This is a genomic window from Polynucleobacter sp. AP-Capit-er-40B-B4 (assembly GCF_018882245.1).
In the GTDB taxonomy this organism is placed as follows: domain Bacteria; phylum Pseudomonadota; class Gammaproteobacteria; order Burkholderiales; family Burkholderiaceae; genus Polynucleobacter.
On sequence record NZ_JACVOV010000001.1, the window covers coordinates 460008 to 472885 of the forward strand.

Consider the following 12878-nt stretch of genomic DNA (forward strand, 5'->3'; position numbering starts at 1 on the left):
ACTATTAATCAACAGTAGCGCCAGAGTCACGGACTACTCTAGCCCACTTAGCAATTTCACTTGTTTGAAAGTTCGCTAAACTTTCTTTAAAGTCAGTATTTGGCTGCACTCCCAAGTTGCCTAAGCGCTCCTTAAAAGCCGCTGATTGCGCCACCTTTTCTGTATCCATTCTTAGTATTTTGGTAATTGGCTCAGGCAATTTAGCTGGGGCAAATAAAGCCCACCAAGCAGTGGATTCAAACTGTGGATAACCTAATTCTGCTACTGTTGGCACACTCGGTAGCAACGGTGAACGCGTCTTACTAGTCACAGCCAAAGCGCGTAATTTTCCTGAAGTGATATGGGGTAAGACTGACTGAATTGGATCAAAAACCAAAGGTATCTGATTTCCAATTAAATCTGTGACTGCAGGAGCGCTTCCTTTATATGGGATATGCTTCAGCTTAATTTGTGTGGTTGATTCAAATAAGGCCGCAGTCAAATGTCCCGGAGTTCCATTTCCTGCAGACCCATACGCAATTGTTTCGGGCTTTGATTTAGCCTCTGCAATTAACTCTGCAAGAGTTTTAATGCGATCGCTGGAGTTCACAACAATTACAACTGGGGCTGTAGCTACCAAGGCGATTGGTGTGAAATCTTTAGTCATGTCATAAGGCAACTGCTTATACAAACTTCCATTGATTGCATTCGTACCGACCGTTCCCATGAATAAGGTATAGCCATCCGGGGCCGACTTTGCCACTAGATCAGCGCCAATTGAACCCCCTGCTCCGCCCTTGTTTTCAATAACGACTTGCTCTTTTAAGCGATCGCCTAATAGCACCGCTAACGGTCTAGCGACAATATCAGTTGGACCCCCAGGAGGAAATGGGACGATTAAGCGTATCGGCTTACTCGGGTAAGTTTGGGCTAGCACATTGCCTGAAAAAACAATCAAACCAAAGCATGCTAAGAAACATTTGAAACCTTTAGTTATTAGGGTATTCATAAACAGACCTCAGCAGAGTGTGGGTAGAAATAGTCTAGCGTAAAAGAAAAAGTCCAGCTAAACCGGACTCTTTCTTTATGGTTATCACGTCTTATACGTAATCTTTATATTTATCCAAGAAACGTACTGGCTTAGATAAAGCATCACGACGGAACGGATCACCGAGTTCACGAGTACACATAATCTCGATAACACAGGTCTTACCTTCCTTCATCTGCATTTCAACAGCCTTCTTCAGGGCTGGCCCAACTTGATCAAGCTGGTCAACCACAATGCCTTCTGCACCCATAGATTGTGCGATACCCGCAAAACTTGGGCTCTCAAGCTCGCCTGCCACAAAGCGACGGTTATAGAAGTCAACTTGGTTCTTTTTCTCAGCGCCCCACTGACGATTATGGAACACAACCGCTGTAACAGGGATGTCGTGACGAACGGCAGTCAAAATCTCAACCATACTCATTGCCCATGCACCATCACCAGCATAGGCAATCGCTGGACGATTTGGCGCCGCTGCTTTGGCGCCAATAATCGTTGGCAATGCATAACCGCAGTTACCAAAACTCATTGGGGCAAAGAAACTGCGTGGCTTCTCAAAACGGAGGTAGCTATTGGCAACGGAGTTAATGTTACCGATGTCCGTAGATACCATTACATCAGCAGGCATAGCCTTCTCAAGCTCACGTAGCACTTGACGTGGGTGCAAGTAATGACCGCCTGTTGGTGTCACTTCTTTTTTCTGCTCTTCAATCATGTCTAAGCTGAATGGATCTTTTTCATGAGTCCACTCATCCAACTCTTTTTCCCATGCAGCTTTTTCTGCGGCAATTGTTTTAGCGCGTTCTGCTTTAGTTGCATCGCAAGCTAACTTCTTACCATCCAAGCGCTTAGTTAATGCAACTGCAGCAGCTTTCGCATCACCGCAAATACCTACGGAAATTTTCTTCACCAAGCCAAGCATCTTATTGTCGGCATCGATCTGAATGATCTTGGCATTTTTTGGCCAGTAGTCCATACCATGCTGAGGCAATGTGCCAAATGGTCCAAGGCGTGAACCCAATGCAACCACCACGTCAGCCTGCGCCATCAACTTCATTGCAGCTTTGGAGCCTTGATATCCAAGGGGGCCACACCATAATGGATGGCTGGCTGGGAAAGAGTCATTATGTAAATAGCTATTCACTACTGGAGCACCAAGGCGCTCAGCAAATGCCTTGCATTCCTCAACCGCATCACCCATCACTACGCCACCACCAGAAATAATGACTGGGAACTTAGCGTTAGCCAAGAGCTCTGCCGCTTCATCCAAACTCTTCTCGCCACCAGGGCCGCGATCAAGACGATTAGGTTGTGGAATCTCAACTTCAATCTCGCCATAGAAATAATCACGTGGAATATTTAGCTGAGTTGGACCCATCTCTGATAGAGCGCGATCAAAGCAGCGGCCAGTAAATTCGGCCATACGCTTAGGATTGTTCACGTGACCCTGATACTTTGTGAACTCTTCGAACATTGGTAATTGATTGGCTTCTTGGAAACCACCTAAGCCCATGCCCATTGTTCCTGTTTCAGGCGTAATGATCACGACAGGGCTATGTGCCCAGTAAGCAGCAGCAATTGCTGTGACACAGTTACTAATGCCAGGACCATTTTGCCCAATCACAACACCATGACTTCCGCTGACACGCGCATAGCCATCGGCCATATGTGCAGCACCCTGCTCATGAACAACCGGAATCAAACGAATACCTGCTGGAGCAAAAATATCCATTGCATCCATAAAGGCTGAACCCATGATTCCAAAGATATCCTTCACCTTATTGGCGACCATGGTCTCCACAAATGCTTCGGAAGGGGTCATTTTTTGTGGGCCGGTAGGCAAATTAGCGCCAGACTTAGACATAAAGCTCTCCTAGGTATTCAATTAAACGGAACATTTTGTTCTACAATATGAATAATAATAGCGTATTTTTACTAAAGTCAAGCATATAAACCCCAATCTGGAATATATTTGACAACATATTAAGACTTTTAAAGGCAAGGAAATGGCTGAAAGCACCTCTTCTATTGATTTAATGGGTTTACAGCCTGAAAAACGGGTTTCCCTGCATACCGCCTTCCCAGAATGCCGTGGCTTTGCGGACTTTGAGATCCCTGCATTTAATCAAGCTAGTGAGCTTGTACCTGCGGTTGATCCAAGCTATCAACTCAACCCTGAAGCAACACTAGCCATACTGGCGGGCTTTGCATTCAATCGCAGAGTCATGCTGCAAGGAATGCATGGCACCGGTAAATCCACCCATATAGAGCAAGTAGCCGCTAGATTAAATTGGCCCTGCTTACGAATTAATCTAGACGGGCAAATTACCCGCATGGATCTCATCGGCAAAGATGTCATCACCCTAGAAGATGGCAAACAGATCACTCGATTTCAGGAAGGTTTAATTCCCTGGAGTTTGCAGCGCCCTGTCGCACTCATTCTCGATGAATACGACGCAGGCCAACCAGATGTGATGTTTGTTATTCAGAGAATGTTGGAGCGCGAAGGTCGACTCACTTTACTTGATCAAAATAGAGTAATAAATCCTAATCCTGCATTTCGAATCTTTGCCACTAGCAATACTGTTGGTCTTGGTAATTGGAATGGCTTATATCAAGGCACTCAATTACTAAATCACGGTCAAATGGATCGCTGGGACATCGTTGCAGCATTGAATTATCTAGAGCCACAGGAAGAGCAGAAGATTTTGATGGCTAAAGTTCCAGAACTTTCTGACACTCAGGCAAAGGCAATGATTAGCCTGGCTAACCTTACGAGAAGTGGTTTTGCCGCGGGCGATATTTCTACATTAATGTCAACTAGAACGCTAATTACCTGGGGCGAAAACTGGCGCATCTTTAAAGACTTGCAGATTGCATTCTCTCTGGCATTTTTAAATAAATGCGAGTCAGAAGAAAAAAAATTGGTGGCGGAATATTACCAACGATGCTTCGCCAGCGAGCTGGATTTAAATAACAAATAAACCAGGCGTATTTACTTCTACCTTGCAAACCCAAACCCATCAAGACTTCGAGCAACAGCAACAATATGGGGCAATGATTAGATCATTGTCCAGGGAAAAAAGTGCGCAAATTCGAGATTGGCAATTCATTCATAATGCAGCTCCACTAGAGTCAATCGCTCCGCACCTCAGCCTTGAAAATCTAAAAGCATCATGGGCTTATCCACGCGGCGTATTGGATGGCATCGCATTACGTCTACGTCATTCAGATGCAACCTTACATGCTGCGCTTACCCCAGAAGGCATGATTGAATCTCTGATATTTGAGGTATTGGAGCAAATCCGGGTAGAAAGTAACTGCCCAGATGAGCTCAAAGGATGCCGTAAGAATACTCAAACACAATTTATCGCTTGGATGCAGCAATTTATTGCCAGCGGTGGTGTTGAAGGCAGTATTGGCCTGCTACTAATTACTATTTTTTCTACCGTGTGGATGAAGCTCAATAGCCAAGCAATACCACAGCTAATGCAAGATATTGTTGAGGCTACCAGAGCAGGCATAGCTCAAGACATGGGTCCACTGTTAGTCAAGCTAAAAGCAAGTCGCAATAACCAAGCAGCATATGGACAAGTAGCTCACGAAGTCATTAACTTAGTCTCTGGATTAATTGCTGACGAGTATCGCAATAACCCCAGCATTCGCACTAAACGCAAAAATCAAAGTGCTACTCATCTCAAAATTGAATGGGTCCCTCCTCATGCTGGAAAAGTAGCGGCTGATTTCAAAAGCCCAGCAAATCACTCGAGCGAGCAGCGTCTTTTACTCAAAAAGTCACTCGAAAAATATTATGTATATAACTCAAGCTATGACAGTGAATCTGAGGCTAAGAAAAAAATTCGGTCCGCTCAATTGGCTACCTATCAAGATCAACTAAATCAAGAAATTGCCAAACAAAATATACCTTGGGCCAAACTCATTCGAATCTATCAGCAAATCTTTTCCAGCCAATTACCAAAGCGCTGGCAAACCACCGAGGCGGAAGGATTTCTAGATCGTCGCTACCTCACACGTGCCGCCACTTCACCGCTACAGCCAGCCTTATATAAACAGCTTACAGCTACCAGCAAGGTAAATGCGAAAACAACGCTGCTGATTGATTGCTCTGGATCCATGAAGGAGCAGCGCGTCAAAATTGCAGCCTGCGTAGACTCTTTAGTAAGAATACTAGAGCAAGCAGGTATCAAAACAGAGGTTCTTGGTTACAGCACCAGCTCATGGCAAGGTGGAAGACCTTTTAAAGAATGGCGTAAAAATGGACAGCCTCCAAATCCCGGCCGCCTCAATGAACGAGCCCACTGGATTTTTAAAGACTTTGATACGAACTGGAGAAGATCTCGAGCAGGGATTGCCGCCCTATTGCGTCCTGAGATTTACGCAGAGAGTGTTGATGGTGAAGCACTCATATGGGCGACTGAACGATTACAGAGTAGCGGCAATAATCAACACGGCAACAATACCCTGATTCTATTTTCCGATGGCTGCCCAATGGATCGAGCAACCATTGAAGCAAATGGAGAGGAGTTTCTAAAGAATCACCTTCTACAAGCCATTGCTTGGTGCGAGCAACAACCCAATCTTCAGTTATGGGGCTGCGGAATTGGTTCTGAGCTGCGTCCAGCCTTTCAGCACCGCCTTAGCTGGGATGAGGATCCTAATAATATTGCCAGCACCTTAAAAAACTGGGCGAGTGAATTCAAAGCACCATCTTTTACAAACAAAAAATACTTATAACAAAGCAATCGGAGAAAAATACTATGTCACTTTTCAAGAGTACTTTTATTAAACAGAAAAAATGGGCTGCCATGCTTTGTTATGCACTTGGCATATTGAGCTCTACAAATCTATCTGCACAATCATGGCCCGATAAACCCATCAAGATGATCGTTCCATTTGCTGCAGGCGGAAGCGCAGACATCTTAGGCAGAATCCTTTCCCAAGAGCTTAGCAAGAATCTTGGGCAAAACGTGATTGTTGAAAATCGTGGAGGAGCGGGCGGAAATATTGGGGCTGAACTAGTGGCCAAATCTCCAGCTGATGGCTACACCATTCTCCTAGCCTCCGGCAGCATGATGACAGTGAATCCCTTTATTTATAAAAAGGCATCGATCAATTACGCAAAAGATTTAACGTATATCACCACTATTGCAACAGTACCGATGGTCATTGCTGTAAATCCCAAGCTTCCAGTAAATACACTTCCCGAACTGATCGCCTTAGCGAAAACCAAAGAACTAAATTTTGGCTCTGCAGGCATCGGTAGCCAGATACATATGGCTAATGAAAACTTTATTTATGCAGCAGGAATTCAGGCAACACACGTACCCTATAAAGGCGAGAATCCTGCACTCAACGATTTGATAGCGGGCCAAATTGACTTTATGGCAGGTAACTTCCCAGCAACTGGTGGATTCGCTAAAGCTGGCCAAGTAAAAGCGCTAGCCGTTACCAGTAGCAAGCGATTAAAACAGTTGCCTAATGTTCCCACTGTTTCCGAATCAGCGATTCCTGGATTTGAAAATACCGGCTGGTTTGCTTTAGCAGTTCCAACAGGCACACCACAGTCAATCATTGATAAGATTTATATAGCCACTGAAAAATCTTTCAAGGCCCCATCCCTACTTGCTAATCTTGATACAAATGGTCTAACACCGATGATGATGAAGAGCAAAGATGTAGATGCCAAAATTCAGACAGAATCTGCAAACTGGGAAAAAGTTATTAAGGCAAGAAATATTCCTACTCAATAAAAGTTTTCTCATTGCAACCGATATGTCAAACAAAAAAGCCTCGCAATGCGAGGCTTTTTTGTTTGCTAGAGCTTATCAGCACTATGTCTGCGCTCTTTACTTGCAGCAACCACCACCACTGCAATCTGATCCAGCGCCACATGAATTAATACCCAGGATTGGATATAAAGGACAGAATCTAAACAATCCTGTTGCGAGAGGGACAACACCAATCCATCCCCATACACCAACCACATTGCTTACTGCCAGGCCAATCAACACTAAACCTACAGCGATACGCAAAACGCGATCGATACCACCAACGTTACATTTCATTTGGTTCTCCTTTTGAATGGTGCTGGAAATGACATTCACTAACAATATGTATATTTACATTATGTAATTTAACATATTATTTGGCAAATAGGAAAAGAAAAAGCCACCCCGCAGGATGGCTTAAAAGATTTTTTTGGAGGTACTACCTAAAGAATGAACTACGAATTCATATTAATCCTCTAGAAACCCCACCATTTTATTTAATGCATGTTTCGAGGCATCAATGCTTCATTTTGGTGCATTAATGATTCTCTTTAGCGTGATTGATTGAATATTTAGGGATTTCAATCACCAAATCCTGCTTTGCCACAATAGCCTGGCAAGACAGGCGAGACTGAGGATTTAAACCCCAGGCACGATCCAGCATATCTTCTTCGTTTTCATCTGGAGGATTCAGACTTTGAAAGCCTTCTTTGACGATTACATGGCAGGTAGTGCAGGCACAAACCATATCGCAGGCATGTTCAATTGGAATGTCATTCTCTAATAAAGCCTCACAAATCGACGTCCCTGGAGCAACTTCAACAACTGCGCCTTCAGGGCAATACTCACTATGCGGTAAGACAACGATTTGGGTCATGATTCTGTTCTGCTTATGTTTTATCGGGAATTCATTGTTTAAATCTCAGCAACATTCTTGCCAGAGAGAGCCTTTTGAATGCTGGCGTTCATGCGTTTTTGTGCAAAGTCATCGGTTGCCTTAGCAGCGTGATCCACCGCCTTACGAACTACTGCACTATCAGTTTCTTCATTCAAAATCTTTTGTAATGCTGCCATCTCTTGATCAATAACTGCTTGCTCTTCTGTGTTCAAAAGATTGCGATCGCTATCGAGAGCTGTTTGTACTGCATCTAATAAGCGCTGTGCATTGACCTGCTCTTCACGCAAGGATCTAGAGAGTAAATCTTCTTTAGCAGATGCAAAACCGTCCTGCAGCATGCGCGTAATCTCTGCATCAGTTAAGCCATAAGAGGGTTTAATATCAATCGATGCCTTAACGCCAGAGCCTTGCTCAGTTGCGCTCACAGATAAAAGGCCATCTGCATCTACCTGAAAAGTTACTCGAATGCGCGCAGCTCCTGCAGCCATAGCTGGTATGCCACGCAGCTCAAACCTACCTAAAGAGCGGCAGTCTTGCGCCAACTCACGCTCGCCCTGTACCACCTGAATAGCCAAAGCAGTCTGGCCATCTTTAAAGGTCGTGAAATCTTGTGCTCTAGCAACTGGGATCGGTGTATTGCGAGGAATAATCTTTTCTACCAGGCCACCCATGGTTTCAACACCAAGAGAAAGCGGGATGACATCCAATAAAAGCCACTCATCATCTTTACTCTGATTACCAGCCAGCAGGTCTGCCTGCATCGCCGCACCTAATGCAACAACTTGATCAGGATTTAAATTATTTAATGGCTGCGTGCCAAATAGCTCACCGACAGCACGTTGCACATTCGGCATGCGAGTTGAGCCACCAACCATCACCACGCCTTTAACGTCCTCAGCTTTGAGGCCAGCATCACGCAAAGCTTTTTTACAAGCCATCAAAGTCTTAGCCACTAAATTCTGAGTAATCTCAAAGAATTGAGCCTGACTCACCCCAACATTTACTACAGTACCATCGGCAAGCGTCTCATGAACGCGTGCTAACGGGTTGTGGCTGAGTTGTTCTTTTGCATGCTTACAGGCCTGCAAAAGTGTGCGATGGTCATAAATAGATAGCGGCGGTAGCTTCGCTTGCTCAATGACCCAGCAATACAAGCGATGATCAAAGTCATCACCGCCTAGAGCGGAGTCACCCCCAGTAGAGAGCACCTCAAAGACACCTCTACTCATACGTAGTATCGAGATATCAAAGGTGCCGCCGCCCAAATCGTAGACGGCGTAAACACCCTCCGAGGCATTATCCAAGCCATAGGCAATTGCAGCGGCAGTTGGTTCATTCAATAAACGGAGAACCTCAATGCCAGCTAATTTAGCAGCATCTTTCGTTGCCTGACGCTGTGCATCATCAAAGTATGCGGGGACTGTAATTACAGCACCAACGATTTCATCATTAACAGAGTCTTCCGCCAACTGACGCAAGCGCGCCAGGATTTCTGCAGAGACTTCAATTGGACTTTTATCGCCAGCTACTGTTCTTAGCTTGAGCATTCCAGGTTGATCAACGAAATCATATGGTGCACTTTCAATATGCTCCACATCAAGCAAGCCTCTGCCCATAAAACGTTTCACTGAAACAATCGTATTCTTTGGATCAAGCACAACACTTTCAAGCGCTTCAAATCCTGCTTGAGTCCTACCATTAGGCAAGTAACGAATAACAGATGGAAGCAGCTCGCGCCCCTGGGAATCTGGCAACACCTTTGGCAAAGCATCACGCACAATTGCCACCAAAGAATTAGTGGTCCCCAAATCAATACCAACAGCAATACGGCGCTGATGTGGCGCTAGCGATTTACCGGGTTCTGAGATTTGTAATAAGGCCATAGGAGATAGAGTGTAGCTTGTGTGCGCCTAGATTAAGGCTGCAATAGTGTCATCAAGCTCAACCGCAAACTTATCAATAAAGAGTAGGCCTCGAAGTAGCTCTGCTGCGCGCTGATAATTCTTGGCGCCGTCGATTGCCTGGGTAATTTCAGCAAGGGTCTCATCTTGAGATTCCTCGACTTCTGCCATCAAGGCTTCAAGCGCAGGCAAATCTTCTTCTTGCTCATCCAAACTCTCACGCCACTCCATTTGTTTCATGAGAAAAGCAGCGGGCATGGCGGTATTAGTTTCTAGCTTGGCATCAACCCCATGAAGCTGGCAAATATATAAGCCGCGTTGAATGGGATTCTTAAGGGTCTGAAAGGCGGTATTAGCCAAGGTTGCCATTTGCATCGCTAAGCGCTGATCTGCATCACTGCCACGAGCATGGCGATCAGGATGTACTTCTCTCTGAATCGCTAGATACGCCTGATCTAGAGCAGGCAAATCGATTTTGAATTGCTGATTTAATCCAAAGAAGCGAAAGTAATCGTCAGACGCGGAAGGATTCGCCACAACCACACTCGTCTTTTACGTTTGGATTTTGAAACTTAAAGCCTTCGTTCAAACCCTCACGTACAAAATCTAACTCTGTACCATCTAAGTAAGCCAGACTTTTTGGATCTACAAATACCTTAATACCATTGGACTCAAATACTTGGTCCTCAGCAGCGGGCTCATCAACATACTCGAGTTGATATGCCAAGCCAGAGCAGCCTGTTGTACGAACACCCAAGCGCAAGCCACAACCTTTTCCGCGCTTTTCTAAATTGCGGTTAACGTGTGCAGCTGCTTTGTCGGTTAAGGTGATTGCCATAGTTATGCCTGCTTATTTCGCTGGATGCTTTTCTTTGTAATCGGCTACCGCTGCTTTGATCGCGTCTTCAGCCAGAATTGAGCAGTGAATTTTCACTGGAGGCAATGCCAACTCTTCAGCGATCAATGAGTTTTTAATCTCAAGCGCTTGATCCAAAGTCTTGCCTTTAACCCACTCCGTTACCAATGAAGATGAAGCAATCGCAGAACCACAGCCATAAGTCTTGAACTTGGCATCTTCAATCACGCCTTGGTCGTTCACGCGAATCTGTAGCTTCATCACGTCACCACATGCAGGTGCGCCAACCATACCGGTACCTACACTGTCGTCACCCTTTTCGAATGAACCAACGTTACGGGGATTTTCGTAGTGGTCGATGACCTTTTCGCTATATGCCATGGTATTTCCTCTTTAATTTCTTTATCTTTATATTTCTTTTAGTGTGCAGCCCATTGAATCGTGCTCAGATCGATTCCATCTTTGTACATTTCCCACAGTGGTGATAGCTCGCGTAACTTGGCAATTTTTTCCTTCACTAACTTAATAGTGAAATCCACTTCTTCTTCAGTAGTAAAGCGGCCCAAGGTAAAGCGAATCGAGCTATGTGCTAATTCATCATTACGGCCAAGAGCTCTTAATACATAAGAAGGCTCCAAAGAAGCTGAAGTACATGCTGAACCAGATGAAATAGCCAAATCTTTCAGGGCCATCAACATAGACTCACCCTCAACATAGTTAAAGCTAATGTTCAGGTTATGAGGTACTCGATTGTCCATGTCACCATTGACATAAACCTCTTCAATATCCTTCAGGCCATTTAATAAGCGATCGCGTAAGGCGCGAATACGCTTATTTTCTGAGGCCATATCGATACGGGCAATGCGGAATGCCTCGCCCATGCCGACAATCTGGTGAACAGCCAAAGTGCCGGAACGCATACCGCGCTCATGACCACCACCATGAATCTGCGCCTCAATACGAATACGGGGTTTACGGCGAACAAACAAGGCGCCGATCCCTTTAGGGCCATAAGTCTTATGAGCAGAAAAACTCATTAGATCTACTTTGGTCTTTTCTAAATCAATTTCTACTTTGCCGGTTGCTTGCGCTGCGTCCACATGAAAAATAACACCGCGTGAACGGCACAATTCACCAATCGCAGGAATATCTTGTACCACTCCAATTTCATTGTTGACGTACATTACTGAAGCCAAAATTGTGCCAGGCTTCATCGCCGCTTCGAGCTGTGCAAAATCAATCAAACCATTCGGCAATACATCCAAGTAAGTCACTTCAAAACCTTCGCGCTCTAATTCGCGACAAGTATCTAAAGTAGCCTTGTGCTCAGTCTTTACTGTGATGATGTGGTTACCGCGATCTTTGTAAAAATGCGCCGCACCTTTTAATGCCAAATTAATACTTTCAGTGGCACCACTGGTGAACACGATTTCCCTTGGATCAGCATGCACTAAAAGAGCAACTTCTGAACGCGCCCACTCAACAGCCTCTTCTGCAGCCCAGCCATATGCATGGCTGCGTGAAGCAGCATTACCAAACTGCTCGCGCAGATAAGGCAACATTTTGTCGACAACCAGCGGATCAATCGGCGTAGTAGCTGAATAGTCCATATACACCGGGAAGTGTTTAGGGCTAAACATAGGAACCGGTTGTTTTGGAAGGTCTTTTGGTGCGTTCATGGTTTATTTATCTATAGGTAATGCTGTTATTAACTTTGTCGCGCCAAGTTGAATACGGAATTCACTAGCGGTAATTTAGGAGCAACATCTTTTTTGGCTGCAAGTGCTGGAGTCGGCTTATCTGCTTTCGCACTTTCAACTTTGATTTTCTTTTGGCGCATATCTTGAATCACAACGCCGCGGCCTTCTTGTTGTTGGACTAAATCTTTTAGGCTCACTGAACTGAGGTACTCAACCATCTTGGAATTGAGATTGCTCCAAAGATCATGAGTCATACAACGACCATGATTTTCTTCATCGCTATGACAATTACCTTTGCCGCCGCATTGAGTGGCATCGAGAGGTTCATCAACAGCAACAATAATGTCTGCAACGCTCACCTCGGAAGATGGTCGCGCTAAGGTGTAACCACCTCCAGGACCGCGAGTACTTTCCACGATATTGAAACGGCGTAATTTGCCGAACAATTGCTCGAGGTAAGAAAGGGATATTTTTTGTCTTTGGCTAATTCCGGCCAAAGTTACAGGACCATGCGTTTCACGCAGGGCTAAATCAATCATTGCGGTTACTGCAAAACGACCTTTAGTTGTAAGTCTCATATGTCACCTTGGTAATGGATTGTTATGGACAGCTCACAGTCGGGCGGGTAATACCCGACCATTCCACTCAACTTTAACATAATCCCTAGCAATCTGCTCGGGAATTATCCCAAAAATCCCTCTTACAAGCCA

At 44.9% G+C, this 12878-nt stretch carries 13 protein-coding genes; 3 read left to right on the forward strand and 10 right to left on the reverse strand.

What is annotated here, in order from left to right; all coding sequences use genetic code 11:
• Window positions 1-4: 4 nt before the first annotated feature.
• Both ICN19_RS02200 and xsc read right to left on the reverse strand, forming a co-directional pair.
• Entirely contained in the window at window positions 5-988 is a 984-nt protein-coding gene (locus tag ICN19_RS02200; protein ID WP_216245401.1) for a tripartite tricarboxylate transporter substrate binding protein, read from the reverse strand.
• A gap of 91 nt (window positions 989-1079) precedes the next feature.
• The gene (xsc, locus tag ICN19_RS02205) at window positions 1080-2888 is read right to left on the reverse strand and encodes a sulfoacetaldehyde acetyltransferase (protein ID WP_216245404.1); all 1809 of its coding nucleotides are present in this window, start codon (window positions 2886-2888) and stop codon (window positions 1080-1082) included.
• 142 nt (window positions 2889-3030) lie between these two features.
• Between xsc and ICN19_RS02210 the strand changes: the two genes are divergently transcribed.
• From ICN19_RS02210 to ICN19_RS02220, 3 genes are all read left to right on the forward strand, one after another.
• Window positions 3031-4008: an AAA family ATPase gene (locus ICN19_RS02210; RefSeq protein ID WP_255536907.1), complete on the forward strand. Its 978-nt coding sequence runs from the start codon at window positions 3031-3033 to the stop codon at window positions 4006-4008.
• Window positions 4009-4081: 73 nt separating this feature from the next.
• Window positions 4082-5779, forward strand: a complete 1698-nt coding sequence (locus ICN19_RS02215) for a hypothetical protein (RefSeq protein WP_216245406.1) — start codon at window positions 4082-4084, stop codon at window positions 5777-5779.
• A 23-nt stretch (window positions 5780-5802) separates the two neighbouring features.
• Window positions 5803-6795, forward strand: a complete 993-nt coding sequence (locus ICN19_RS02220) for a tripartite tricarboxylate transporter substrate binding protein (protein WP_216245408.1) — start codon at window positions 5803-5805, stop codon at window positions 6793-6795.
• A 96-nt stretch (window positions 6796-6891) separates the two neighbouring features.
• Here ICN19_RS02220 and ICN19_RS02225 read toward each other — a convergent pair whose 3' ends face one another.
• From ICN19_RS02225 to ICN19_RS02260, 8 genes are all read right to left on the reverse strand, one after another.
• Window positions 6892-7110: a DUF2892 domain-containing protein gene (locus ICN19_RS02225; RefSeq protein WP_216245410.1), complete on the reverse strand. Its 219-nt coding sequence runs from the start codon at window positions 7108-7110 to the stop codon at window positions 6892-6894.
• A gap of 241 nt (window positions 7111-7351) precedes the next feature.
• Window positions 7352-7690, reverse strand: a complete 339-nt coding sequence (gene fdx / locus ICN19_RS02230) for an ISC system 2Fe-2S type ferredoxin (protein WP_215348652.1) — start codon at window positions 7688-7690, stop codon at window positions 7352-7354.
• A gap of 38 nt (window positions 7691-7728) precedes the next feature.
• Window positions 7729-9594, reverse strand: coding sequence for a Fe-S protein assembly chaperone HscA (gene hscA / locus ICN19_RS02235; protein ID WP_216245412.1), 1866 nt, complete (start codon window positions 9592-9594; stop codon window positions 7729-7731).
• 27 nt (window positions 9595-9621) lie between these two features.
• Complete coding sequence (gene hscB, locus ICN19_RS02240) at window positions 9622-10149, reverse strand: Fe-S protein assembly co-chaperone HscB (protein WP_216245414.1); 528 nt, start codon at window positions 10147-10149, stop codon at window positions 9622-9624.
• Complete coding sequence (gene iscA, locus ICN19_RS02245; protein ID WP_012357505.1) at window positions 10127-10450, reverse strand: iron-sulfur cluster assembly protein IscA; 324 nt, start codon at window positions 10448-10450, stop codon at window positions 10127-10129. Before iscA ends, hscB begins: the two co-directional genes overlap by 23 nt.
• A gap of 12 nt (window positions 10451-10462) precedes the next feature.
• Window positions 10463-10849 (reverse strand): Fe-S cluster assembly scaffold IscU, encoded by a 387-nt coding sequence (iscU, locus tag ICN19_RS02250; protein ID WP_068322308.1) that lies wholly within the window; start codon window positions 10847-10849, stop codon window positions 10463-10465.
• Window positions 10850-10887: 38 nt separating this feature from the next.
• A complete protein-coding gene (locus ICN19_RS02255; protein WP_370625109.1) occupies window positions 10888-12147 on the reverse strand; it encodes an IscS subfamily cysteine desulfurase in 1260 nt (419 codons plus the stop codon).
• A gap of 29 nt (window positions 12148-12176) precedes the next feature.
• Window positions 12177-12746, reverse strand: coding sequence for a Fe-S cluster assembly transcription factor (locus tag ICN19_RS02260; protein ID WP_216245416.1), 570 nt, complete (start codon window positions 12744-12746; stop codon window positions 12177-12179).
• Window positions 12747-12878: the final 132 nt, after the last annotated feature.